We start from the raw sequence: 23,389 nt of genomic DNA on the forward strand, positions 1-23,389 counted from the left end.
AGCACAGATACGCCAGAACACCGCCCGCGCACCACCGGCCAAGCCGCGGGCACGGACAGGCCAGGACACCGCGCGCATCACCGGCCGGGCCGCGCACACGCACGGGTCAGCACACCGCCCGGAAACCCCTGACCGGGCCGCGCGCTCGAACGGGCACCACGCCCGCGACCGTCAGCCCCGGACCGGCACCTGCACGGCGATCGTCGTCTGGTTGAGCTCGTCGACCCGGACGGTGAACTTCAGCTCCCACGTCCCCGCCGGCGTCAGCGTCACCGAGCCCGACGCGTGGTCGGGCGTGATCCCCAGCAGCGGCACCACGATCGGCTCGATGCCCTTCGACGGCAGCGCCGCCGTCGCCTTCCACTCGGCGACCGACTGCGGGCCCGAGCCGTCGGGCTTCAGCGCGTACAGGTGCACGGTGTTCGGCCCGACCCGCCCCGGCGACACGTCGACCTCCAGCTTCACCAGGTTGGTCGAGACCGTCGTGGTGAACGGCCCCTGGCTCGCGTTGTCGCCCGCCTGCGCGCTGCGGGCCGGGGTCGTCTGCACGAGCACCGACGTGAAGCCGAGCACGACCACGGCGACCAGCACCTCGATCATGACGGCGCGGCGCAGCCGCGACCGGTCGGCGGGCTCGGCGGGCTCGGCCGGCGGTTCGTCCTCGGGCTCATCGTCGTCGTCGGACGCGGGCGCGGGCGTGAAGCGCCGGTTGGTGATGCGCCGCGAGTACGCCGCGACGGCGAGCACGACCGCGAGGAGCCCGACCTTGGTCATGACCAGCTGCCCGTACGTGGTGCCGGTCAGCGCGTCCAGCGTGCCGATCTCGACGAGGGCCTGCGCGGTGCCGGCGAGGACCAGCACGGTGATCGCCAGCATCGCCCACCCCGACCAGACCGGCACGATGGCCGTGAGCTCGCGGGTGTCGGCGCGGCGCAGCAGGAACGCGAACAGCATCACCAGGCCGCCGAGCCACACCGACATCGCGGCGAGGTGCGCGGCGTCGGCGACGACGGTGAGGGTCGGCACCGGCGAGGCGCTCGGGTGCCCGGAGATCGGCCAGGTGGCGAGGCCGACGACGCCGAGGATGATCAGCAGCGTCTGGTCGGTCTTGCCGGCGCGGCCGGCGATCAGGGGCCGCAGCAGCACCGCGACGGCGGCCGCGACGGCGAGCCGGACCAGGTGGGCGGCGCCGAAGGGGGTGCTGAGCACGTCACGCGCGGCGGACGAGGACACGTCGAAGAGCGTCGTGCCGGACGTGTACGGGATCTGCAGGTACAGCTCGAGCACCGCACCGGCGGCGAGCAACCCGGCACCGGCCAGCGCGACCCTGCCGGGGTCGCGGGCGCAGAGCCGGCGCGGCCAGAGGGCGAACAGCACGAGGGTCGGGCCGACCAGCAGGATCAGGCCGATGAAGCCGATGAAACGGGCGGCGGACATCGCGTTCTTCACCAGGGCGTCGGTCTTGACGTCCTGGCCGCTGTCGCCGGCGCCGGGCACGGCGGACACCTGGCCGTAGGAGAAGCTGTAGCCGCCGCTCACGGGGTGGCTGTCGGCGGAGATGACCCGGTAGCTGACCAGATAGGTGCCCTTGGGCCCGCCGGCCTTGAGCGGGATGACGAGCTCGGTGTCGCGCGCGACGGGCTTGCCGGTGTCGGCGCGGCTGCCGTCGGGGGCGGTGACCCGGATCTTGTCCGCGACGATCCGCACCGGCTCGCTGAACGTGAGCGTGATCTCGCCGGGCAGCTGGTCCACGACGCTGTCGGCGACCGGTGCGGTGCGCTCCAGCAGCGCGTGCGCGCTGGCGGGCGCGGCAGGCAGTGCCAGGGTCAGCAACGCTCCGAAGAGCGCCGCCAGGGCGATGGACCATGAGCGGCGGGTCATGCCGCCCATGATTTCGCGCTTTTCGCGCCGATGCCGTCGCGGGGGTCGGGTTTATACGCCGAGTCACACATCATGGACGTACCGCTATCCGCCGCCATCACTGTCACACCCGCGCGATAGAGTTCCGCACCATGACGACGACACGCCTGGAGCCGGGTGACACGGCTCCCGAGTTCACGCTGCAGACGGATCGCGACGAGCCCCTGTCGCTCGCCGACCTCCGGGGGCGCAAGGTCGTCCTCTATGCCTACCCGGCGGCGATGACGCCCGGCTGCACCAAGCAGGCGTGCGACTTCCGTGACAATCTCGCCTCGCTGCAGGCCGCGGGCTATGAGGTGATCGGCATCTCGCCGGACTCCCCGGCGAAGCTGGCGCAGTTCCGCGAGCGCGACGCGATCACGTTCCCGCTCGTGTCCGACCCCGACCGGTCGGTGCTGAAGGCCTACGGCGCGTTCGGCGAGAAGCAGAACTACGGGCGCACCGTGCTGGGCGTGATCCGCTCGACGTTCGTCATCGACGAGAAGGGACACATCGAGCGCGCTCTGTACAACGTGAAGGCGACGGGGCACGTCGCGAAGCTCCGGCGGGACCTCGGCCTGGACTGACGGCAAGATCGGCGGCCAAAACACACCGGTAATGCGGCTGAAACGGTTCGTACCTACGCTCTCGTCATGGCGGACATCTTCGACGACTACTCGATGTCCGGGGCAGTCTCCGGAGCGATGTTCGAAGCGTGGGACGAGATGTTCGAGCGCCCCGGTCAGCCGCGCTCGCCGTATCGTTCGCTGTTCGCCGCGCTGCAGCCGCTCGCCCCGGCCGATCTGCGGTTCCGTGCCGACCAGCTGGCCCGGGTCTTCACCGACCGGGGGGTCACGTTCGCATATGCGGGCGAGGAGCGGCCGTTCCCGCTGGACCTGATCCCCCGCATCCTCGACGCCGGGGAGTGGGATCTGCTGACGGCCGCCGTGCAGCAGCGGGTCAAGGCGTTGGAGGCGTTCCTCGCCGACATCTACGGCGCCGGCCGGGTGTTCGCCGACGGCGTCGTGCCGCGCAAGCTCATCACGACCAGCGCGCACTTCCACCGGCAGGCGTATGGCATCGAGCCGGCCAACGGGGTGCGGGTGCACATCAGCGGCGTCGACCTGATCCGGGACGAGCAGGGCAGGTTCCGCGTCCTGGAGGACAACCTGCGCATCCCGTCCGGGGTGTCCTACGTGATCGAGAACCGGCGCGCCCTGACCCACACCATGCCGGCGCTGTTCGCCGAGGCGCGGGTCAGGCCGGTCGACGACTACCCGGCCCGGCTGCTGGCGGCGCTGCGGGCCGCGGCGCCGGAGGGTGTCGAGGACCCGACGGTGGTCGTGCTGACGCCGGGCGTCTACAACGCGGCCTACTTCGAGCACGCGCTGCTCGCCCGGCTCATGGGCGTGGAGCTGGTCGAGGGCCGCGACCTGGTCTGCAGCGGCAACCGGGTGCGCATGCGCACCACGCAGGGCGAGCGCCCGGTGCATGTGGTGTACCGGCGGGTCGACGACGAGTTCATCGACCCGCTGCACTTCCGGCCCGACTCCGTCATCGGCTGCCCGGGCATCGTCAACGCGGCCCGCTCCGGCCACGTCACGCTGGCCAACGCGGTGGGCAACGGGGTCGCCGACGACAAGCTCGTCTACACGTACGTGCCGGACCTGATCCGGTACTACCTGTCGGAGGAGCCGCTCATCGACAACGTCGAGACGTACCGGCTGGACGACCGCGACCCGGACGTCCTGCACGACGTGCTCGGCCGGCTCGACGAGCTGGTCCTCAAGCCGGTCGACGGCGCGGGCGGCAAGGGCATCGTGATCGGGCCGCAGGCGTCCGAGGAGACGCTTGTCGCGCTCAGGAGACAGGTCGAGAAGGACCCGCGGGGCTGGATCGCGCAGCGGCCCGTGGCGCTGTCGACGTCGCCGACGCTGCTCGGCGACCGGGTCGCGCCGCGCCACATCGACCTGCGGCCGTTCGCGGTCAACGACGGCAACGAGATCTGGCTGGTGCCCGGCGGCCTCACCCGCGTGGCGCTGCCGGAGGGCGCGCTCGTCGTCAACTCCAGCCAGGGCGGCGGGTCGAAGGACACCTGGGTGCTCGCGCACCACACCGACCCGGCGCCGTCCGCGCCGCGGGCGAGGCTCGTGCCGGAGCCGCGGGACTCCGGCGGCAGCCCCCGCGACAGCGGACCGGCCGCCGCGCAGCTCGCCGGACAGCAGTAGGAGGGGCCGTGCTCAGCCGTATCGCGGAGTCCCTGTTCTGGATCGGCCGCTACATCGAGCGCGCCGACGACACCGCCCGCATCCTCGACGCGTTCCTCGGCCGGCTCCTGGAGGACCCATGGGCCGACGAGGACGCCGCGTGCCGGACGCTGATGTCGGTGCTCGGCGCGCCGGCCCCGCAGGACCGCCGGATCACCACCGGTGACGTGCTGGAGCTGCTGGCGTTCGACGCCGAGGACCCGAGCGCGATCTCCGGCGCGATCGTGGCGGCCCGCGACAACGCGCGGGGCGTCCGCGAGACGATCTCCAGCGAGATGTGGGAGTGTCTCAACGTCACCTGGCACACCCTCGCGTCGCGGCGCGTCGCCGCGGAGCGGCTCGGTCCGACCGTCTTCCTCAGCTACGTCCGGGAGCGCGCCGCGCTGCTGGCCGGGCTCGCGGAGTCGACGATGAGCCGGGACGACGGGTGGCGCTTCCTGGTCCTGGGCCGCAGCCTGGAGCGCGTCGACATGACCGCCCGGCTGCTGTCGATCCAGACCAACACCACCGACGAGATCACCGGCTGGCGGACGGTGCTGCGCTCGTGCGGCGCCGACGAGGCGTTCCTGCGCACGCACGGCGGCACGTTCGACCCGCAGCGGGTGACCGAGTTCCTGCTGCTGGACCGGCTGTTCCCGCGCTCGGCGCTGCACGCGCTGGGCACCGCCGAGCAGTGCCTGCGCGACCTGGCGCCGACGACGGAGCGGGCGGGTGTGACCGACGCCGCGCGCCGGCCGATCGGGCAGATCAGGACGCGTCTGGAGTACGCCGACACCACCACCCTGCTCGCCGAGCTGCCGCAGCACCTGCGGGCGCTGCAGCAGACGTGCGCCACGGCCAGCGCGGCGATCACGGCCCGCTACTTCCCGCAGTCCACGCCCGTCACCTGGGGCACCGTCGCATGGGGTGGATCATGAGCTGGCGTCTCAAGATCAGGCACGTCACGGGGTACAAGTACGCGGGCAACGTCTCGGCGTCCTACAACGAGGCCCGGCTGACCCCGATGACGCTGCCGTGGCAGACGACGCTGTTCAGCCAGGTCGAGGTGACGCCCGGCGCGACCACGTACCGGTACTACGACTACTGGGCGACCCAGGTCACCGCGTTCGACCTGCACCGGCCGCACCAGCAGCTGCGGGTCGTGTCCAGCAGCCTGGTCGAGGTGACGCCGCCGCCGCTGCCCGTGGTCAACCTGAGCTGGTCGGAGCTGGCCGCCGACGTGGTCCTCGACGCGCACGCGGAGCTGCTCACCGAGAGCCCGCTCACGGCCGTCGACACGGCCCTCGTCGAGGAGGCGTGGGACGCCGTCGCCGGCAGGTCGCCGCAGCGGTCCGCGGAGGCGTTGTCGCACTGGGTACGGGACAACGTCGCCTACGTGCCGGGGTCCACGGGCGTGCAGACCAGCGCGCGGGAGGCGTGGAAGCTGCGCAAGGGTGTCTGCCAGGACATCGCGCACCTGACCGTCGGCCTGCTGCGGGCCAGGGGCATCCCGGCCCGGTACGTGTCCGGCTACCTGCACCCGAAGGTCGAGGCCGAGGTCGGCGAGACAGTCGCCGGGCAGAGCCACGCCTGGATCGAGTGGTGGGCCGGTGAATGGACCGGGTTCGATCCCACCAACGGCGTCCCGGTCGGCCCGCGGCACGTGGTGGTGGCCCGCGGCCGCGACTACGACGACGTGCCGCCGCTGCGCGGGGTGTATCACGGCGCGCCGAGCAAGCACCTCGGGGTCACCGTGGAGATCACGCGCCTGGCGTGAGTAAAGTGATGGCCGGTCATGGCATGGGTCGGCGTGGGGCCGTAGCCCAATGGCAGAGGCACACGGTTTAGGTCCGTGCCAGTGTGAGTTCGACTCTCACCGGCCCCACTGTTTTCTCGGATGATTTCCGGCGCATCCGGCTCGTACACTCGGGCACATCATGACGAAGCTGAATCAGATCATCGCGGTGGAGAAGGGCGTCAAGTCGCGCTCCTTCCAGGAGCTCACCGACGCGCACCACGTGCTGCAGAAGCCCGCCCTGCTGGCCGGCATCGCGCGCACCTACCGTCCGAAGGACGAGGAAGGCGAGCAGCTGCCGCCCGAGTCGACCCGCGTACAGGTGAAGGCCGACGAGGTCCTGCGGCAGACCGCCACCATCCTGACCCGGCTCTTCGACGTCACGGCGACGAAGGACTGGACCAACTGCGTCGCGCGCGCCGACGTCCTCGTCGACGGCACGCCGCTGCTGCGTGACGTGCCGGTGTCCTATCTGCTGTTCCTGGAGAAGCAGCTGGTCGACCTGCTGACGTTCGTGCGGAAGCTGCCGGTGCTGGACGCGGCCGAGTCGTGGGTGTACGACGCCTCCGCCGACTGCTACGCGACCGAGCCGACGCAGACCACCCGCACCAAGCGGATCCCGCGCAACCACGTGAAGGCCGAGGCGACCGAGAAGCACCCGGCGCAGGTCGAGGTGTATTACGAGGACGTCGTCATCGGCTACTGGAAGACGGTGAAGTTCTCCGGCGCGCTGCCCGCGCAGCGGATCAACGAGCTGGTGGAGCGGGTCGAGAAGCTGCAGGCCGCGGTGAAGTTCGCCCGCGAGGAGGCCAACTCGGCGGAGGTCGTGCAGCAGGAGGCCGGCGAGAAAGTGTTTCGCTTCCTCTTCGGCTGACGGCTAGGATCGGCGGTGCGCAAGGAGCGCAGACTGAACCTGAGGCTCAGTTTGACAGGTGCGCGCGGTGTCAATGTGGAGGTTCGATTCCTTCCGCCGTCACTCGTGACGGCGTAGCCCAATGGCAGAGGCGGCCGCGGGAGCCGAAACACAAACTCAACTTCTCGCTCCAGTCTGAGCATTCGCCGTTCAACACCGGATCGACCGCTCACAGACCTTGTCGTCGAGGTTACGGGTTCAACTCCCGTTCGGGCCTCCAACGCGGCCCGATAGCTCAATCGCAGAGCGCGACGCCTTCAACCTGATCTGTGACCTTAAACGTGCCGGTGTGTGCAAATGGGCGGCACACCGAGGCCCGGGGATGGGCATTCCCCGGGCTTCACCAATTGCGCCGCATCAGCGGACCGCGCTGCGCATCCGGTTCAGGGCGGCCTCGGCCTCGTCGGGGTCGTCGACGCTGACCGTGAACCGGCGACCGGCGAAGTCGAACAGCAGGGCCGGCCCGGACCGTACGATGACCGCCCGCCCGCGACCGGGGACCCAGGTCCATCCCCAGCGCTGGGCGAGACTGGACTGGACGTCGACGGCGCGCATGCCGCTGACCATCCGCAGCGGCACCGTGATCGGCGGCATCGGCAGCAGCCCGTGGCGGATCCGCACGTTGTACATGCTGATCTGCACCCCGACGTGTGCCATCGCGGCGGCCCAGACCAGGGCGGCGAGCCCGGCCGCGCCCAGCAGCACCGCGGCGGCCAGGGCGTTGGGCCGCTCGAGCGGGTGCTCGGGGAAGACGGTCACCGCGGCGGCGGCGCAGGCCACGCCGACGACGAGGCCGACACCGGCGCGGCGGTGCCCGATCGCCTGTCCCGACCAGAGCAGAAATGACACGCGCGTTGTTCTATCAGAGCGACGCGCCGCGCTGCTGTGACGGCGCGCACGCGCGGACCGCTCCGGCGAGGTGTGTCAGGGATTGGACGACGGCGTTGCTGCCCTCGCCGCCGTGCAGCATCTTGCGCGGTTCGCGGATGCGTTCGACGCCGATGGCGTGGGCGCCGGCGCGCTGGGTCGCGGACATGGCGGAGAACGTCGCGCAGACCACCGCGGTCTCGCCCGGCAGCGCGCCGATCGACTCCAGTACCGGCGCCATCGTGCGCACCGCGGGGTGACGCATCGCGAAGCCACGGCCGAGCGCCGGGCCCACGAGCGGGCGCAGGCCGTGCTGGTGCAGGTAGCGCCCGACGGCCGACTCGCTGTGCGGCGCGTACACCGTGACGGTCCGGCCGGTGGCCCGGCACGCCTCGAGCAGGGCGCGGGTGCCCGGTGTCACCGGCGCCCGGGCGGCGGCGTCGACCTCCGCGTCGTGGATCAGCTGCTCGGCCCGGCGGCCCAGGTCCTCGCCGGCCGTGTACGCCTCGGCCAGCATGTCGAACGGGTTGTCGCCCGCCCCGATCAGGATGGACAGCCGGTGGCCGGTGTCCAGCAGCATGTCGCGGACCCGGCCGGCGACCGCCTCGGGCTCTGGCAGGAGGTTGCCGAGCACGCTGAACGTCAGCACCACGTGCGCGGTCCGGTCGAGGATCCCGGCGAGGTGGGGCCTGACCCGCAGGGGTGTCACCCCTTGATCATGGCGGGTCACCAGCCCCGGCGGGTGCGTTATGCCACGATCACCTCGTCGCCCACGGCGATCTTGCCCCGTCCGTCCTGCCCCTCCAGGTCGGGGATCAGGTTGACGCCGAACAGCAGCCCCTGCGGGAACCGGCGGCGCTGGCCCAGGACGCGCAGCGGCTGCCGGCCCTTCTCGCCGGTCTCCGGGTCGACGGTGGTGAGCACGCAACGGCTGCACGCCTTCGGCACCCGGAAGGACACGTCGCCGATGACGACGCGGCCGCCGATCCAACCGTCCTCCGCCCAGGCGGGAGCGCCGCTGACGACCACGTTGGGCCGGAACCGGGTCATCGGGACCGGCTCCTCCCCCGCCTCGACCAGCCAGTCGTTGACCGCGTCCAGCGAGGCGGCGTTGGCCAGCAGCAGCGGGAACCCGTCGGCGAAGCTGACCCGGTCGCCGGGCTCGCCGTAGGCCGGGTCGACCGGGCGGCGGGTCGGGTCGTCGAGGTGGACCAGCGTCGCGGGGCGGCCGATCACGCCGGAGATCCACCGGTCGGCGTCCCGTCCGGCCGGTGTCGCGGCGATCGACAGGAAGAAGTGCCGCACGTCGGTCGTGGGGCCGGACGGGAACGGCACCCACAGGTCCTCCGCGCCGGCCGCCCGCAGCAGCAGGCCGCCGTCGCGCGGCTGCGGGCGGATGCGCCCGAGCTCCGGCGTCTCCCGCTGGGTGATCAGTTTGGCGTCGTCGTCGACGATCAGCCAGCGGCGGTCGCCGGCCAGCCCCCAGGGCTCCACCTCGGCCGCGTCGGCCTCCACCCGGTGGCAGCTCTTGACGGGATACGTAGCCAGATAGGTCAACCGCACGCCGCGAGGGTCGCACGGGTACCCCCTGGTTAGGCAACACTCCTGAATGACTTCATGCGCTTGACTGAAGTTTGAATGGAGGCATACATTTTTGGCATGACCTCGGAGATGGAGCGGCGACTGCTGGAGCTGTTCGACGGGCAGCGGCTCACGCCCGCCCAGCGGCGCATCGCCCGCTGCCTGGTCGACAACGCCGGCCAGGCCGGCTACCTGTCCAGCGGCGACCTGGCGACGCTCGCCGGGGTGAGCCAGCCGTCGGTCACCCGCTTCGCGACCGCGCTCGGCTTCGACGGCTATCACGCGCTGCGTGACACGATCCGGGTCACGTTCGACGGCTATGCCCACCGCCCGCTCCGCGACGACGAGCCGGCCGGGTCCGAGACCAACCAGTTCCAGCAGGCGCTGAGCGCCGAGATCGGCAACCTGCAGCGCCTCGCCGACGCGCTCGCCGACCCAAAGCCGCTCGCCGAGGCGGGCGCGCTGCTGATCGGCAGCCGGCCCCTGCCCGTGTTCGGCATGCGGGCGGCCCGCGCGCTCGCCGACGCGTTCACCTACTTCGCCGCGAAGATCCACCCCGACGTGCGGCTGCTGCACGAGCACGGCAGCCTGCTCGCGGATCGGCTGGATCAGGCGCGCGGGGCGGGCGCAGTTGCCATGCTGGCGTTTGTGCTGCCGCGGTATCCGCGTGAGGCGGTCGACGCGCTGCGGGAGGCCCGCGCCGCCGGTCTCACCGTCGTGACCGTCACCGACTCGCCGGTCAGCCCGGCCGCCGCCGAGTCCGACATCGTGCTGCCCGCGCCGGTGGGCTCGCGGCTGGTCTTCGACTCCCACAGCGCCCCGACGGCGATGGTGACCATGCTGCTGCAGGCCATGTGCGACGCCGACCCGACCGAGACCCAGGCCCGCCTCGAGTCCTTCGAGCGGTCCGCCACCACCCGCCAGGTCTTCCTGCCCTAACCCGAGGAGTTCCATGGAGACGGTCCGTGCCGCTCGCGGCACCACGCTGACGGCCCGTGGCTGGCAGCAGGAAGCCGCACTGCGCATGCTGATGAACAACCTCGATCCCGAGGTCGCCGAGCGGCCGCAGGACCTGGTGGTCTACGGCGGCACCGGCAAGGCCGCACGCGACTGGCCGTCGTTGCGCGCCCTGATGCGCACGCTCACCACGCTCGGCCCCGACGAGACGATGCTGGTGCAGTCCGGCCGCCCGGTCGGCGTGCTGCAGACCCACGAGTGGGCGCCGCGGGTGCTCATCGCCAACTCCAACCTCGTCGGCGACTGGGCCAACTGGCCCGAGTTCCGCCGCCTGGAGGCGCTCGGCCTGACCATGTATGGGCAGATGACCGCCGGCTCGTGGATCTACATCGGCACCCAGGGCATCCTGCAGGGCACCTACGAGACGTTCGCCGCGGTGGCGGCGAAGCGGTTCGGCGGCAGCCTCGCCGGCACACTGACGCTCACCGCCGGCTGCGGCGGCATGGGCGGCGCCCAGCCCCTCGCCGTCACCATGAACGGCGGGGCCTGCCTGATCATCGACGTCGACCGGGCGAAGCTGGAGCGGCGGGTCGCGAGCCGCTACCTCGACACCGTCGCCGGCTCCCTGGAGGAGGGGGTGCGGCTCGCGGTCGAGGCGCAGATCGCCCGCCGGCCGCTGTCGGTCGGCGTCGTCGGCAACGCCGCGCTGCTGCTGCCCGAGCTGCTGCGGATGGGGGTGCCGGTCGACATCGTCACCGACCAGACCTCCGCGCACGACCCGCTGTCCTACGTGCCGAGCGGGGTCGAGCCCGGCGAGGCCGCCGCCTACGCCGCGGCGAAGCCCGAGGAGTTCACCGACCGGGCCCGCCACTCGATGGCCCGGCACGTGGAGGCGATGGTCGGGTTCCTCGACCGGGGCGCCGAGGTCTTCGACTACGGCAACTCGATCCGGGGCGAGGCGCAGCTGGGCGGGTATGACCGGGCGTTCGCGTTCCCCGGGTTCGTCCCGGCGTACATCCGTCCGCTGTTCTGCGAGGGCAAGGGGCCGTTCCGGTGGGCGGCCCTGTCGGGCAACCCCGCCGACATCGCCGCCACCGACCGGGCCGTGCTCGACCTGTTCCCCGACAACGACTCGCTGCACCGCTGGATCCGCATGGCCGGCGAGCGGGTCGCGTTCCAGGGGCTGCCGGCCAGGATCTGCTGGCTCGGGCAGGGCGAGCGCGACAAGGCCGGCCTGAGGTTCAACGAGATGGTCGCCGACGGCACCGTCGAGGCCCCGCTGGTGATCGGCCGCGACCACCTCGACACCGGCTCAGTCGCCTCGCCCTACCGGGAGACGGAGGCGATGCGTGACGGCTCCGACGCGGTCGCCGACTGGCCGCTGCTCAACGCGCTGGTCAACACCGCCTCCGGCGCGTCGTGGGTGTCGATCCACCACGGCGGCGGGGTCGGGATCGGCCGGTCCATCCACGCCGGCCAGGTGTCCGTCGCCGACGGCACCGAGCTCGCCGCGCGGAAACTGGCCCGGGTGCTGACCAACGACCCGGCGATGGGCGTGATCCGCCACGTCGACGCGGGCTACGACGAGGCCGCCGAGGTCGCCGAGCGCACCGGGCTGCGCGTGCCCATGCGGGAGGAGTCATGACGATGACCGCTGAGCGGTTCGCCGCGCTGTGGGGTTCGCTGAGCCCGATCGGCAGGGCCGGCGGCGACGGGGGCTACCTGCGGCACTCGTGGACCGACACCGACATGGTCTGCCGCGAGTGGTTCGTCGAGGAGGCCCTCGACCGCGACCTGGAGGTCGAGGTCGACCGCAACGGCAACTTGTGGGCGTGGTGGGGCTCCCCCGACGGTGAGGGGGCGGTCGTCACCGGCAGCCACCTCGACTCGGTGCCGCACGGCGGCGGCTACGACGGGCCGCTCGGCGTCGTGTCCGGGCTGCTCGCCGTCGACCGGCTCCGCGAGCGCGGCGTGACACCGTCCCGGCCGGTCGCGGTCGTGGTGTTCACCGAGGAGGAGGGCGCCCGCTTCGGCGTGCCGTGCCTCGGCTCGCGGCTGCTCACCGGCGCGTTCGACCCGGCGCGGGCGCTGCGGCTGCGCGACCGCGACGGGATCTACCTGGCCGAGGCGATGGGCAAGGCCGGTCTCGACGTCGACGCGCTCGGCCCCGACCCGCAGCGGCTGGCCCGCATCGGCGCCTTCGTCGAGCTGCACGTGGAGCAGGGCCGCGCCCTCGACGTGCTCGACGCGCCGGTCGGGGTGGCGAGCGGGATCTGGCCGCACGGGCGCTACCGGCTGGACTTCTCCGGCGAGGGCAACCACGCCGGCACGACCAGGATGCACGACCGCCACGACCCGATGCTGACCCTCGCGCACACCGTCCTCGCCGCCGACGAGGCCGCGCGGACGCACGGCGCGCACGCCACCGTCGGCCGGGTCGACGTCGCGCCCAACGCCACCAACGCGATCGCCGCCCGCGCCTCGGCGTGGCTGGACGCGAGGGCGGCCGACAGCGACACCCTCGACCGGCTCGTCACCGCGATCCAGCAGCGCGCGGAGGAGCGGGCCCGCTACGACGGCACCCGGGTGACCCTCGAGGCGGAGTCGGTGACCGCGGAGGTGGCGTTCGCCGGCGACGTGAGCCGGCTGGCCGCGCTGGAGCTCGGCGCCCCCGTGCTGCCGACCGGCGCCGGCCACGACGCCGGCGTGCTGTCCAAGCACGTCGACACGGGCATGCTGTTCGTGCGCAACCCGACCGGTATCTCGCACGCGCCGCAGGAGTCGGCCTCCGACGCCGACTGCGCCGTGGGCGTCGAGAAGCTCACCGACCTGCTGGCCAGGCTGTGCCGATGAGCGCCGTCCCGGCTCCTGCGGCAGCGCGGTTCCACTGCGAGTGGGCGTGGCTGCCGGGTGGTGTCGCGGCCGACGTGCTGATCGAGGTCGTCGACGGCAGGTTCGCCACGGTCACGCCCGGCACGCCCGCCGGGCCCGGTGCGGTCCGGCTGGCCGGGGTGACGCTGCCAGGGCTGGCCAACGCGCACTCGCACGCGTTCCACCGGGCGTTGCGCGGGCGGACCCAGGGCGGGCGGGGCACGTTCTGGACCTGGCGCGAGCAGATGTACGCGGTGGCCGGCGCCCTCGACCCCGACACCTACCACCGGCTCGCCACGGCCGTGTACGCCGAGATGGCGCTCGCCGGCATCACCTGCGTCGGCGAGTTCCACTACCTGCACCACGGGCCCGGCGGCACGCCGTACGCGGACCCCAACGCGATGGGCGAGGCGCTGGTCGCCGCGGCCGCCGACGCCGGCATCCGCATCACGCTGCTCGACACGCTGTACCTGACCGCGACCGTCGACGGCCGGCCCCTCGACGGCGTCCAGCGCCGCTTCGGCGACACCGGCGTCGACGGCTGGGCAGACCGGGTCGCCCTCCTGCGCCCGCGGCCGCACGCGAGGATCGGCGCCGCCGCGCACAGCGTCCGGGCCGTGCCGGCGGCCGCGCTCACCGAGCTCGCCCGGTACGCGTCGGCCCCGGGTGCGTTCGGTGCCGGCGCCGACGGCGTGCCGGTCCACGTCCACCTGTCGGAGCAGCGCGCGGAGAACGACGCCTGCCTCGCGGCGCACGGCCGCACCCCGACGCAGCTGCTCGCCGACCGGGGCCTGACCGGCCCGTCGGTGACCGCCGTGCACGCCACCCACCTCACCGACACCGACCGCACCGAGCTCGGCGACTCCGCCACCGGCGTCTGCTTCTGCCCCACCACCGAGCGCGACCTCGCCGACGGCATCGGCCACGCGCGCGCCCTGGTCGACGCGGGCAGCCCGCTGTCCCTCGGCAGCGACAGCCACGCCGTGATCGACCTGTTCGAGGAGGCCCGCGGCGTCGAGATGCACGAGCGGCTGCACACCGAGCACCGCGGCCACTTCACCGCCGCCGAGCTGCTCGCCGCCGCGACCGCCACCGGCCACGCGTCCCTCGGCTGGGCCGACGCGGGCGGCATCGCCCCCGGCGCCCGCGCCGACCTGGTCACGGTCGCCCTGAGCTCGCCCCGCACCGCCGGCTGCGCGCCGGAGGCGGTGCTGTTCGCCGCGACCGCCGCCGACGTCCGCCACGTCGTCGTCGACGGCCGCACCGTCGTCCGCGACGGCGTCCACGGCGCGGTCCCCGACACCGGCGCCGCCCTCACGGCCGCGCTGCGCGCGCTCGACGTGCCTACGCCGGCGGCGGCCGCGACGACCGGAGGGCCGCGATGAGGTCGATGCTGATCACCAACATCGGTGAGCTGGTCACCTGCGTGCCGGGCTATGGCGAGGGGCCGCTGGGCATCCGCCGGCAGGCGGCGCTCGTGGTCGACGAGCGCGCGGTGGCGTGGATCGGCCGGGCCGCGGACGCGCCGCCGGCCGACGCGCGGGTCGACGCCGCCGGCGGCGCGGTCCTGCCCGGGTTCGTCGACAGCCACGCGCACCTGGTGTTCGCCGGGGACCGGGCCGCGGAGTTCGCCGCGCGGATGGCAGGCGAGCCGTACACGGGCGGCGGCATCCGCACGACGGTCGGGGCGACCCGGGCGGCGGACGACGAGCAGCTGCGCACGAACGTCGCCCGGCTGCGGCGGGAGGCGCTGCGGCAGGGCACCACCACCATGGAGATCAAGTCCGGCTACGGGCTGACCGTCGCGGACGAGGCCCGCTCGCTGCGGGTGGCGCGGGAGTTCAGCACCGAGACGACATTCCTCGGGGCGCACGTGGTCCCCGTCGAGTACGCGGGACGCACCGCCGACTACGTCAGCCTCGTCTGCGGCCCGATGCTGACCGCGGCGCAGGCGGCCGGGGCGCGGTGGATCGACGTGTTCTGCGAGCGGGGCGCGTTCGACGCCGACCACTCCCGGGCGATCCTGACCGTCGGCGCGGCCGCCGGGCTGGGCGTGCGGGTGCACGCCAACCAGCTCACGGCCGGGCCGGGGGTGCGGCTCGCGGTCGAGCTCGGGGCGGCCTCCGCCGATCACTGCACGCACCTGGCCCCGGCCGACATCGACGCCCTGGCCGGGTCCTCGACCGTGGCGACGCTGCTGCCGGGCGCCGAGTTCTCGACCCGTTCGCCGTACCCGCCGGCGCGGGCGCTGCTGGACGCCGGGGCGACCGTCGCGCTCGCCACGGACTGCAACCCGGGCTCGTCCTACACGACGTCGATGCCGTTCTGCGTGGCCCTCGCGGTGCGCGAGATGGCGATGACGCCGGCCGAGGCCGTGCTCGCCGCCACCACCGGCGGGGCCGCCGCGCTGCGCCGCGACGACGTCGGCCGGCTGCGGGTCGGGGCACGGGCCGACCTCATGATCCTCGACGCACCGTCGCACCTGCACCTGGCGTACCGGCCGGGCGTACCCCTGATATCCACCGTCATGCTCAATGGGGAGCTGGTTTGATCACCGTCACCGCCTCAGGCATCACCCCCGACGACCTCATCGCGGTCGCGCGGGGCAACGCGCGGGTGACCCTCGCGCAGGACGCGCTGGACGCGATGCGCACCAGCCGGTCGATCGTCGACGCCATCGAGCGTGACGGCCGCCCGGTCTACGGCGTGTCGACGGGCTTCGGCGCGCTGGCCAACACGTTCATCGCCCCGGAGCGCCGCGTCGAGCTGCAGCACGCGCTGATCCGCTCGCACGCGGCCGGCATCGGCGCCCCCATGCCCCGCGAGGTGGTGCGGGCGATGATGCTGCTGCGCGTCAGATCCCTCGCCATGGGCCGTTCCGGTGTACGGCCGGAGATCGCCACCGGCCTCGTCGACCTGCTCAACGCGGACATCACCCCCTGGGTGCCGGAGCACGGCTCGCTCGGGGCGTCGGGCGACCTCGCGCCGCTCGCGCACTGCGCGCTCGTGCTCACCGGCGAGGGCTGGGTCCTCGCCAAGGACGGCAGCCGCATCACCGCCGCCGACGCCGGGGTCAGCCCGCTGGAGCTGTCGTCGAAGGAAGGGCTCGCGCTGATCAACGGCACCGACGGCATGCTGGGCATGCTGCTGCTGGCGATCTCCGACGCGGCGCACCTGTTCACCATGGCCGACGTCACCGCGGCCCTGTCGATCGAGGCGATGCTCGGCTCCGACCGGCCGTTCATGCCGGAGCTGCACACGATCCGGCCCCACCCGGGCCAGGCCGCCTCCGCCGCCAACCTGCACCGCCTGCTGCAGGGCTCACCGATCATGGACTCGCACCGCGACGACCTCGAGCACGCCGTGCAGGACGCGTATTCGATGCGCTGCGCCCCACAGGTCGCCGGCGCCGCCCGGGACACGCTGGAGTTCGCGACCACCGTCGCCGCCCGGGAGCTGCTGTCGATCGTCGACAACCCGGTCGTGCTCCCCGACGGCCGGGTCGAGTCGACCGGCAACTTCCACGGCGCGCCCCTCGGGTTCGCCGCCGACTACCTCGCGATCGCGGCGGCGGAGGTCGGCGCGATCGCCGAGCGCCGCGTCGACCGCATGCTCGACGTGTGCCGGTCGCGGGACCTGCCACCGTTCCTCACCCCGGACGCCGGGGTCAACTCGGGCCTGATGATCGCGCAGTACACGGCCGCGGGCATCGTCGCGGAGAACCGGCGCCTCGCCTCTCCCGCCAGCGTCGACTCCCTGCCGACGTCGGGCATGCAGGAGGACCACGTCTCGATGGGCTGGGCGGCGACCCGCAAGCTGCGCACCGTCCTGGACAACCTGTGCAGCATCCTCGCCGTCGAGCTGCTCTCCGCGGTCCGTGGCCTGCAGCTGCGCGCCCCGCTGACGCCGTCGGTGGCCGGCCGGCTCGCCATGGCGGCCGTCGAGGAGCACGCCGGCCAGCCCGGCCCGGACGTGTTCCTCGCCCCCGTCCTGGAGGCGGTCCGTGCCACCATCGCCGGCCGCGACCTACGCACCGCCATCGAACGGGAGGTCGGCCCCCTGGCATGACACACCGAGCCCGCTCGGCGCCGCGCCGCTGAGCCCGGCCCTGACGGCGGCGCCGACGGCGGATGGCGGCATTAGCGGGGCCGGCTCGGACCACCGCGGCGGGTCGAAAACCTGCCTGGATGCACGGACCGACCGACGTCGGCTCAGTCCGTTCTCGACCGGCCGCGAGACACCGGGGCGGAGACGCCGGGCGAGACGCCGGGCGGAGACGCCGGGCGAGACGCCGGGCGAGACGCCGGGCGGAGACGCCGGGCGGAGACGCCGGGCGGAGACGCCGGGCGGAGACGCCGGGCGGAGACGCCGGGCGGAGACGCCGGGCGGAGACGCTGCCACCGCGGGATGCCCGTGTGGCGATCCCGGAGGGGCACGGCGTCATGTCACCCCGGGGGGCTGGTGCTGCGTTCGGCCGGCACCAGAGCCCACGCGGCCGGCACCCATGGCGGGAAGCCGTCGAACGCCACGCCACGCCACGCCGCGGAGGGGGGGCGGGCCACCGCAACACGATGCCCGGGGCGCCAAGGCACGCAGGGCATGGGAGCCGCCAACAGATGCCCCGGGGCCGTGTCATGCCGCAGAGGTGCGCAATGCACGGCTGCCGCAGTTGCCGACGCGGGCGAGCCGGTCACAGCCCGACGCCGGCGAGCGGTCACGGCCCGGCGGCGGCGAGCGGTCACGGCCGGTGGCGGCGCCCGGGAGCCGCACGGTTCCTGGGCGCCGCCGAAGCGGGGCGCGGCCTGTCAGAGGGTGGCGGCCAGGGCGCGGAACGCCTTGCCCCGGTGGCTGATGGCGTCCTTCTCCGCCGGGGGCAGCTCGGCGGTGGTCAGCTCGTGCCCGTCGGCGACGAAGATCGGGTCGTAGCCGAAGCCGCCGTCGCCGCGGGGGGTGCGGATGAGGCGGCCGCGCATCTCGCCGCGGTGGACGGCCTCGCGGCCGTCGGGCCAGACGATGGCGGCGGCGCAGACGAAGGCGGCGCCGAGGTGCTCGTCGGGGACGTCGCCGACCTGGGCGAGGACCAGCCGGAGGTTGGCGCCGTCGCGGTCGGGGGTGCCGCTGGGCAGGCCGGACCAACGGGCGCTGAAGACCCCGGGCATGCCGTTGAGGGCGTCGACGGCCAGGCCGGAGTCGTCACCGACGCTGGGCAGGCCGGTGATGGCGGCCGCCTCGCGCGCCTTGAGCAGCGCGTTCTCCTCGAAGGTGAGGCCGGTCTCAGGGGCCTCGGGGTACGTGGGCACGTCGTCGAGGCCGAGGAGCTCGACGTGCGGGGCCGACTCGGCCAGGACGCGGCGCAGCTCGACGAGCTTCTTCGTGTTGCGGGTGGCGAGCAGCAGTTTCATCCGGCGATCGCCTTCTGCTGCAGGGTCGTGAGCTCGGCGCAGCCGAGGGCGCCCAGGTCGACGAGGAGGTCGAGCTCGGCGCGGGTGAAGACGGCCTGCTCGCCGGTGCCCTGGACCTCGACGAAGTCGCCGGTGCCGGTGCAGACGACGTTCATGTCGACGTCGGCGATGACGTCCTCCTCGTAGCACAGGTCGAGGCGCGGCTCGCCGGCGATGATGCCGACGCTGACCGCGGCGACCGAGCGGTGCAGGACCTGCGCGGGCTTGCCGGCGAGCTTCTTGTTGGCGGCCAGGTAGGCGACGGCGTCGGCGAGGGCGACGTACGCGCCGGTGATGGCGGCGGTGCGGGTGCCGCCGTCGGCCTGCAGGACGTCGCAGTCCAGGACGATCGAGTTCTCGCCGAGGGCCTTCAGGTCGATGCAGGCGCGGAGGCTGCGGCCGATGAGGCGGGAGATCTCGTGGGTACGGCCACCGATCTTGCCCTTGACGCTCTCCCGGTCGTTGCGGGTGGTCGTGGCGCGGGGCAGCATCGCGTACTCGGCGGTGAGCCAGCCCAGGCCGGAGCCCTTCCGCCAGCGCGGCACCCCTTCGGTGACGCTGGCCGTGCACAGCACCCGGGTGTTGCCGAACTCGATGAGCACGGACCCCTCCGGGTGCATGCTCCACTGGCGGGTGATCGATACGGGTCGAAGTTGATCTGCTGCGCGAGCATCCGGTCGAGCCATGCGGTCCAGCCTAGTCAAGCGACATGGTCCGGCACCGGCAGGCCCGGGGCGAGGTCGGAGGGGCGGCGCAGCTCGGTGTAGGCGAGGGCGAGCAGGCCGGGCAGCAGGTCCGTGGACCGGCGGATCATCCAGCGGGTGCCCTGGGTCGCCATCCACCACGCCTGCGCGGTGCGGGTCGGGGGCGGGCTGCTGGGCGCCGGGTCGGGCCGGGCGCCGATGCCGGGGCCGAGCCGGGCGGCGAGCAGGTCGTAGAACGAGCAGGCCAGGAAGCGGTGTCCGCGCTCGCTCGGGTGCAGCCGGTCGACGCTCCACATGCGGCGCTCGTACGACCAGGGATGGCCGGCCGCGTCGAAGTGCACGGTGCGGTGCCGGGCGGCGACCAGGTCGGCGGCGGCGTTGAGGTCGCGCATCCGGCGGGCCAGGGGACGCGCGAGGGGCCCGGGCAGCCCGAACATGCGGCCGGGGTCGGGCAGCCGGATGGTGAGGACCTCGGCGCCGCGGGCGCGCAGGGCGGCCACGGTGCGGTCCAGGTTCGCCGCGACCCGCGCCGGGTCGAACGGGCTGCGCAGGGTGTCGTTGGTGCCGGCGATGACGGCGGCGATGTCGGGGCGCAGGTCGAGCGCGCGGGGCAGCTGGCCGGTGACGACGTCGCTGGTCTGCGCGCCGCTGCCGGCGAGGTTGTGCAGGCGGGCGCCGAGCGCGGCGGCGAGGATGGGTGCCCAGCCGCGCCAGGAGCCGTCGGGCATCCGGTCGCCGTACCCGGCGGTGGTGGAGTCGCCCAGGGCGACGAAGACGGTCACGGCACGCCCGCCGAGACGGGGGCGCCGTGCACGGCCAGGAACCCGGCGACCGCCGCCGGCCACGAGTAGCGCTCGGCGCGGTCCCGGGCGGCCCGCCGGCGCTCGGCGACCGGTCGGGCGAGCACCCGCCGTACACCTGCCGCGAATTCGGACTCGACGGCCGCCCCGGCGTCGCCGACCACCTCCGGCAGCGCCGACGCCGAGGAGACCACCACTGGCGTGCCGCAGGCGAGAGCCTCCAGCGCGGCCAGGCCGAACGTCTCGATCGGGCCGGGCGCGATGACGACGTCGGCGGTGGCCAGCAGCTCCGCGACGGCGGTGCGGTCGGCGACGAACTCGGTGAAGTGCACCGCGTGCCCGCGCGCCTGTTCCTGCAGCCGGGGCCGCAGCGGGCCGTCGCCGGCCACGACGAGGACCGCGTCGACGCCCTCGGCGCGCAGGGCGATCAGCGCCTCGATGGAGCGTGCCGGGTGCTTCTCCGCCGAGAGCCGCCCGCAGTGCACCAGCAGCACCTGGCCGGGCGCGGCGTACCGCTCCCGCAGCGCGGCCGACGCCCGCGAGGGGTTGAACAGGTCGAGGTCGACGCCGAGCGGCACGCGCACCAGGTTGCCCGCGCCGATCCGGTCGAACTCGGCGGCGGCCCAGGCGGTGGTGCACAGCACCTGGTCGTAGGCCCGGTGGCTGCGGGCGTTGAGCAGGTCGGCGCAGGCGGCGCCGGCCGGGCCGGCGAAGCGCAGCAGGCCGGCGAGGCTCTCGTGGGACACCATGACGGCGGGGATGCCCCGCTGCCGCGCCCACCGGCCGGTCCAGCGCAGCGTGAACCGGTCGGAGACCTCGAGCCGGTCGGGGCCCAGCCGGTCGAGGAGCCGGGCGAGCCGGCGCCGGTGGATGAGGACCCGGTAGCCGCCGGTGCCGGGCACGACCGGGCCGGGCAGCGTGATCACCCGGCCCTGCGCGTCGGTGACGTCGGAGTGCTCCTCGCCGGGCACGATGAGGATCGGCTCGTGGCCGGCGGCGACGTAGCCCTCGCCGAGGGCGCGCAGGGCGGTCCGGAGGCCGCCGGAGCGGGGCATGACGAAGTTCGCCAGGCGCACGATCCTCACGCGGACACCGCCGGCACGGCCGTCGGCAGCACGTCGCGGTAGTGCCCGATCAGCTCGTCGCCGACCGCGGACCAGGTGCGGGACGCGACGGCGACCCGGGCGGCGAGGCCCATCGCGTGCCGGCGCTCGGTGTCGGCGACCAGCCCGGCGACCGCGTCGCGCAGCGCCACCGCGTCGCACGGCGGCACGAGGATCCCGGTGCGGCCGTCGTCGACGAGGTCGAGGGGGCCGCCCTGGGCGGGCGCGACCACCGGTACACCGGAGGCGAGGGCCTCCTGGACCGTCTGCCCGAACGTCTCGAACGGCCCGGTGTGGGCGAACACGTCGAGGCTGGCGAACACCCGGGCGAGCTGGTCGCCGCGGCGCTCGCCGAGGAAGACCGCGTCGGGCATGGCGCGTTCCAGGGCGGGGCGGGCCGGGCCGTCACCGACGACCACGACCCGGACACCGGGGATGCGGCTGACCGGCGCGAGGAGGTCGACCCGCTTCTCCACGGCGAGGCGGCCCACGTACCCGACGAGCACGGACCGGTCGGTGCCGAGCAGGGCTTGGCGCAGCGCGGCGCTGCGGCGGCCGGGGGCGAAGCGGGCCGCGTCGACGCCGCGGCGCCACAGCCAGACGCGCTCGATGCCGTGGCTGTGCAGGGCGGTGGCGGCGGCCGTCGACGGTGCGAGGGTCCGGTCGGCGGCGTTGTGGATGCGGCGCAGCCACCGCCACGCGGCCTGCTCGCCGAGGCCGGAGTGGTAGTACAGGCGGGCGTAGGCGGGCACGTCCGTCTGGTACACGGCGACGGTCGGCAGTCCGAGCGACGCGGCGACCGTCATGCCGCGCGCGCCGAGCACGAACGGGCTGGCCAGGTGCACCAGGTCGGTGCGGTGGGCGCGCAGCGCCGCGGCGAGGCGGCGGCTGGGCAGCCCGAGCCGGAAGGTCCCGTAGCCGGGGGTGGCGACCGAGGGGACCCGGATGATCTCGTACGGGAAGGCGCCGGTGACCGACCGCGCCCCGGAGGAGGGCTGGGGTGCGATCACGAGCGGCTCGTGGCCGCGCGCGACGAGGTGTTCGGCGACCCTGACGACGGAGTGGGCGACGCCGTTCACATCGGGCGGGAACGACTCGGTGACGATCGCGATCCGCATGCCGTCACCATGGGGGCGTCGTCCATGCGGGCGGCCACCATCGACTGACGAATCGGCGAACGCTGCTTAAATGTCGTACCTCGCGCCGGGCCGCACGATGTCGATCGGGCCCTCGAACGCGGCCTTCGCGGCTTCGAGGGTGAGTGCCTCGCTGCCCCACGCGGGCACCAGGTGGGTCAGCAGCAGCCGCCCGACCTCGGCCTTGGTGGCGTGCTCCGCCGCCTCACGCCCGGTGAGGTGCAGGTCGGGCGGGTTGTCGACGCCGTCGAGGTAGCTGGCCTCGCACAGGAACAGGTCGGCGCCCTGGGCGAGGCGGATCAGCTGGTCGCAGGGGGCGGTGTCGGCGGAGTACGTGATGACCCGTCCCTCGTGCTCGACGCGCACCCCGTAGGTCTCGATCGGGTGGTTGACCCGGTCGACGGTGACGTGGAACGGCCCGATCGGGAAGCTGCCCGGCTGCAGCGAGTAGAACGTGTACACGTCGCTGATCGCCATCGGCTCGTTCTCCCCGCCGTACGCGGCGGAGATGCGGTCCGGCGCGGCGACCGGCGCGTAGACCGGCAGCGGCGGCAGCGGGCCGGACGGCGCGTAGCGCCGGGCCACGATGTAGGAGCACGCGTCGAGCATGTGATCGCAGTGCAGGTGCGTCAGCAGGATGGCGTCGACGTTGTAGAGGCCTGAGAACCGCTGCAGCGTCGACATCGAACCGGGACCGAAGTCCACCAGCAGCCGGAACCCGTCGGCCTCGATGAGATACGCCGAGCAGGGGGCCTCGGGACCCGGGAAGCTGCCGGCGCAGCCGAGAACGGTGAGCCTCATGCTTGCCCTAACAACAACGCCAAGACGTCGTCTCCCATCGCTCTGGTCACGCCTGGGCGCCAGTGTGGATCACGCCGGTCAGGTGAGGATAGTTCGTGGTCCCGGGATGCCGGATGACGGCACCTGTACCGCTACCGGGCGCTGACGGACGGCACCGGCGGGGGTTGCCCGGCCGGTTGCTGCCGATGGGCAAGTCCGTCACGAGGCGCAGCCTACGCCGGACTGGCAGGCAAGGCTGAACGATCGGACGGCAGATGTCGCCAACGTGACAGGGT

General features: G+C 73.6%; 21 protein-coding genes and 1 tRNA gene. 12 read left to right on the forward strand and 10 right to left on the reverse strand.

What is annotated here, in order from left to right:
• Positions 1 to 171 precede the first annotated feature (171 nt).
• Entirely contained in the window at positions 172 to 1,890 is a 1,719-nt protein-coding gene (locus tag OP18_RS45590; protein WP_033365944.1) for a copper resistance CopC/CopD family protein, read from the reverse strand.
• A gap of 122 nt (positions 1,891 to 2,012) precedes the next feature.
• Between OP18_RS45590 and bcp the strand changes: the two genes are divergently transcribed.
• From bcp to OP18_RS45620, 6 genes are all read left to right on the forward strand, one after another.
• On the forward strand, positions 2,013 to 2,486 hold the full coding sequence (bcp, locus tag OP18_RS45595; RefSeq protein WP_033365946.1) for a thioredoxin-dependent thiol peroxidase: 474 nt from the start codon (positions 2,013 to 2,015) through the stop codon (positions 2,484 to 2,486).
• 66 nt (positions 2,487 to 2,552) lie between these two features.
• On the forward strand, positions 2,553 to 4,127 hold the full coding sequence (locus OP18_RS45600; protein ID WP_081971684.1) for a circularly permuted type 2 ATP-grasp protein: 1,575 nt from the start codon (positions 2,553 to 2,555) through the stop codon (positions 4,125 to 4,127).
• An 8-nt stretch (positions 4,128 to 4,135) separates the two neighbouring features.
• Positions 4,136 to 5,083, forward strand: coding sequence for an alpha-E domain-containing protein (locus OP18_RS45605; protein ID WP_033365948.1), 948 nt, complete (start codon positions 4,136 to 4,138; stop codon positions 5,081 to 5,083).
• Entirely contained in the window at positions 5,080 to 5,922 is an 843-nt protein-coding gene (locus tag OP18_RS45610) for a transglutaminase family protein (protein WP_033365950.1), read from the forward strand. Before OP18_RS45605 ends, OP18_RS45610 begins: the two co-directional genes overlap by 4 nt.
• A 35-nt stretch (positions 5,923 to 5,957) precedes the next feature.
• Positions 5,958 to 6,030 (forward strand) — tRNA-Leu (locus OP18_RS45615).
• A 52-nt stretch (positions 6,031 to 6,082) separates the two neighbouring features.
• On the forward strand, positions 6,083 to 6,814 hold the full coding sequence (locus OP18_RS45620; RefSeq protein ID WP_033365952.1) for a DUF7873 family protein: 732 nt from the start codon (positions 6,083 to 6,085) through the stop codon (positions 6,812 to 6,814).
• 396 nt (positions 6,815 to 7,210) lie between these two features.
• Here OP18_RS45620 and OP18_RS45625 read toward each other — a convergent pair whose 3' ends face one another.
• The 3 genes from OP18_RS45625 to OP18_RS45635 are packed head-to-tail and all read right to left on the reverse strand — an operon-like array spanning position 7,211 to position 9,283.
• Positions 7,211 to 7,702 carry a hypothetical protein gene (locus OP18_RS45625; protein ID WP_033365955.1) on the reverse strand — a complete coding sequence of 164 codons (492 nt, stop codon included), beginning with the start codon at positions 7,700 to 7,702 and terminating at the stop codon, positions 7,211 to 7,213.
• A 13-nt stretch (positions 7,703 to 7,715) separates the two neighbouring features.
• On the reverse strand, positions 7,716 to 8,429 hold the full coding sequence (locus tag OP18_RS45630) for an HAD family hydrolase (protein ID WP_033365960.1): 714 nt from the start codon (positions 8,427 to 8,429) through the stop codon (positions 7,716 to 7,718).
• A 38-nt stretch (positions 8,430 to 8,467) separates the two neighbouring features.
• Positions 8,468 to 9,283 carry an MOSC domain-containing protein gene (locus OP18_RS45635; protein WP_033365963.1) on the reverse strand — a complete coding sequence of 272 codons (816 nt, stop codon included), beginning with the start codon at positions 9,281 to 9,283 and terminating at the stop codon, positions 8,468 to 8,470.
• A 96-nt stretch (positions 9,284 to 9,379) separates the two neighbouring features.
• On the opposite strand from OP18_RS45635, the gene OP18_RS45640 reads away from it, so the two are divergent.
• The 6 genes from OP18_RS45640 to hutH are packed head-to-tail and all read left to right on the forward strand — an operon-like array spanning position 9,380 to position 17,197.
• Positions 9,380 to 10,240 (forward strand): MurR/RpiR family transcriptional regulator, encoded by an 861-nt coding sequence (locus tag OP18_RS45640; RefSeq protein WP_033365966.1) that lies wholly within the window; start codon positions 9,380 to 9,382, stop codon positions 10,238 to 10,240.
• 13 nt (positions 10,241 to 10,253) lie between these two features.
• Complete coding sequence (gene hutU / locus OP18_RS45645) at positions 10,254 to 11,903, forward strand: urocanate hydratase (RefSeq protein ID WP_033365970.1); 1,650 nt, start codon at positions 10,254 to 10,256, stop codon at positions 11,901 to 11,903.
• 2 nt (positions 11,904 to 11,905) lie between these two features.
• Complete coding sequence (locus OP18_RS45650) at positions 11,906 to 13,111, forward strand: allantoate amidohydrolase (RefSeq protein WP_081971685.1); 1,206 nt, start codon at positions 11,906 to 11,908, stop codon at positions 13,109 to 13,111.
• Positions 13,108 to 14,514 carry a formimidoylglutamate deiminase gene (locus tag OP18_RS45655; protein ID WP_052388344.1) on the forward strand — a complete coding sequence of 469 codons (1,407 nt, stop codon included), beginning with the start codon at positions 13,108 to 13,110 and terminating at the stop codon, positions 14,512 to 14,514. The genes OP18_RS45650 and OP18_RS45655 overlap by 4 nt, the downstream gene beginning before the upstream one ends.
• Complete coding sequence (gene hutI / locus OP18_RS45660) at positions 14,511 to 15,680, forward strand: imidazolonepropionase (RefSeq protein WP_033365976.1); 1,170 nt, start codon at positions 14,511 to 14,513, stop codon at positions 15,678 to 15,680. Before OP18_RS45655 ends, hutI begins: the two co-directional genes overlap by 4 nt.
• Entirely contained in the window at positions 15,677 to 17,197 is a 1,521-nt protein-coding gene (gene hutH, locus OP18_RS45665) for a histidine ammonia-lyase (RefSeq protein ID WP_033365981.1), read from the forward strand. Before hutI ends, hutH begins: the two co-directional genes overlap by 4 nt.
• A 737-nt stretch (positions 17,198 to 17,934) precedes the next feature.
• Here the strand turns inward: hutH and rdgB are convergent.
• From rdgB to OP18_RS45695, 6 genes are all read right to left on the reverse strand, one after another.
• Positions 17,935 to 18,531, reverse strand: a complete 597-nt coding sequence (gene rdgB, locus OP18_RS45670; protein WP_033365985.1) for an RdgB/HAM1 family non-canonical purine NTP pyrophosphatase — start codon at positions 18,529 to 18,531, stop codon at positions 17,935 to 17,937.
• Positions 18,528 to 19,256 carry a ribonuclease PH gene (rph, locus tag OP18_RS45675; protein WP_033365988.1) on the reverse strand — a complete coding sequence of 243 codons (729 nt, stop codon included), beginning with the start codon at positions 19,254 to 19,256 and terminating at the stop codon, positions 18,528 to 18,530. Before rph ends, rdgB begins: the two co-directional genes overlap by 4 nt.
• Before the next feature lie 14 nt (positions 19,257 to 19,270).
• Positions 19,271 to 20,056, reverse strand: a complete 786-nt coding sequence (locus OP18_RS45680; protein WP_052388334.1) for an SGNH/GDSL hydrolase family protein — start codon at positions 20,054 to 20,056, stop codon at positions 19,271 to 19,273.
• A complete protein-coding gene (locus OP18_RS45685; protein WP_033365992.1) occupies positions 20,053 to 21,159 on the reverse strand; it encodes a glycosyltransferase in 1,107 nt (368 codons plus the stop codon). Before OP18_RS45685 ends, OP18_RS45680 begins: the two co-directional genes overlap by 4 nt.
• The gene (locus OP18_RS45690; RefSeq protein ID WP_033365994.1) at positions 21,156 to 22,295 is read right to left on the reverse strand and encodes a glycosyltransferase family 4 protein; all 1,140 of its coding nucleotides are present in this window, start codon (positions 22,293 to 22,295) and stop codon (positions 21,156 to 21,158) included. The genes OP18_RS45685 and OP18_RS45690 overlap by 4 nt, the downstream gene beginning before the upstream one ends.
• A 66-nt stretch (positions 22,296 to 22,361) precedes the next feature.
• Positions 22,362 to 23,114, reverse strand: a complete 753-nt coding sequence (locus tag OP18_RS45695; protein ID WP_033365997.1) for an MBL fold metallo-hydrolase — start codon at positions 23,112 to 23,114, stop codon at positions 22,362 to 22,364.
• Between the last annotated feature and the right edge of the window lie 275 nt (positions 23,115 to 23,389).

The organism is Dactylosporangium aurantiacum (assembly GCF_000716715.1).
GTDB classification, from domain to species: domain Bacteria; phylum Actinomycetota; class Actinomycetes; order Mycobacteriales; family Micromonosporaceae; genus Dactylosporangium; species Dactylosporangium aurantiacum.

What these genes read in the sequence shown, in the direction of transcription:
- OP18_RS45590 (WP_033365944.1), bottom strand. Translation starts at nt 1,890, where the DNA reads ATGGGCGGCATGACCCGCCGCTCATGGTCCATCGCCCTGGCGGCGCTC.
- bcp (WP_033365946.1), top strand. Translation starts at nt 2,013, where the DNA reads ATGACGACGACACGCCTGGAGCCGGGTGACACGGCTCCCGAGTTCACG.
- OP18_RS45600 (WP_081971684.1), top strand. Translation starts at nt 2,553, where the DNA reads ATGGCGGACATCTTCGACGACTACTCGATGTCCGGGGCAGTCTCCGGA.
- OP18_RS45610 (WP_033365950.1), top strand. Translation starts at nt 5,080, where the DNA reads ATGAGCTGGCGTCTCAAGATCAGGCACGTCACGGGGTACAAGTACGCG.
- OP18_RS45620 (WP_033365952.1), top strand. Translation starts at nt 6,083, where the DNA reads ATGACGAAGCTGAATCAGATCATCGCGGTGGAGAAGGGCGTCAAGTCG.
- OP18_RS45640 (WP_033365966.1), top strand. Translation starts at nt 9,380, where the DNA reads ATGACCTCGGAGATGGAGCGGCGACTGCTGGAGCTGTTCGACGGGCAG.
- hutU (WP_033365970.1), top strand. Translation starts at nt 10,254, where the DNA reads ATGGAGACGGTCCGTGCCGCTCGCGGCACCACGCTGACGGCCCGTGGC.
- OP18_RS45650 (WP_081971685.1), top strand. Translation starts at nt 11,906, where the DNA reads ATGACCGCTGAGCGGTTCGCCGCGCTGTGGGGTTCGCTGAGCCCGATC.
- OP18_RS45655 (WP_052388344.1), top strand. Translation starts at nt 13,108, where the DNA reads ATGAGCGCCGTCCCGGCTCCTGCGGCAGCGCGGTTCCACTGCGAGTGG.
- hutI (WP_033365976.1), top strand. Translation starts at nt 14,511, where the DNA reads ATGAGGTCGATGCTGATCACCAACATCGGTGAGCTGGTCACCTGCGTG.
- rdgB (WP_033365985.1), bottom strand. Translation starts at nt 18,531, where the DNA reads ATGAAACTGCTGCTCGCCACCCGCAACACGAAGAAGCTCGTCGAGCTG.
- rph (WP_033365988.1), bottom strand. Translation starts at nt 19,256, where the DNA reads ATGGCTCGACCGGATGCTCGCGCAGCAGATCAACTTCGACCCGTATCG.
- OP18_RS45690 (WP_033365994.1), bottom strand. Translation starts at nt 22,295, where the DNA reads ATGCGGATCGCGATCGTCACCGAGTCGTTCCCGCCCGATGTGAACGGC.
- OP18_RS45695 (WP_033365997.1), bottom strand. Translation starts at nt 23,114, where the DNA reads ATGAGGCTCACCGTTCTCGGCTGCGCCGGCAGCTTCCCGGGTCCCGAG.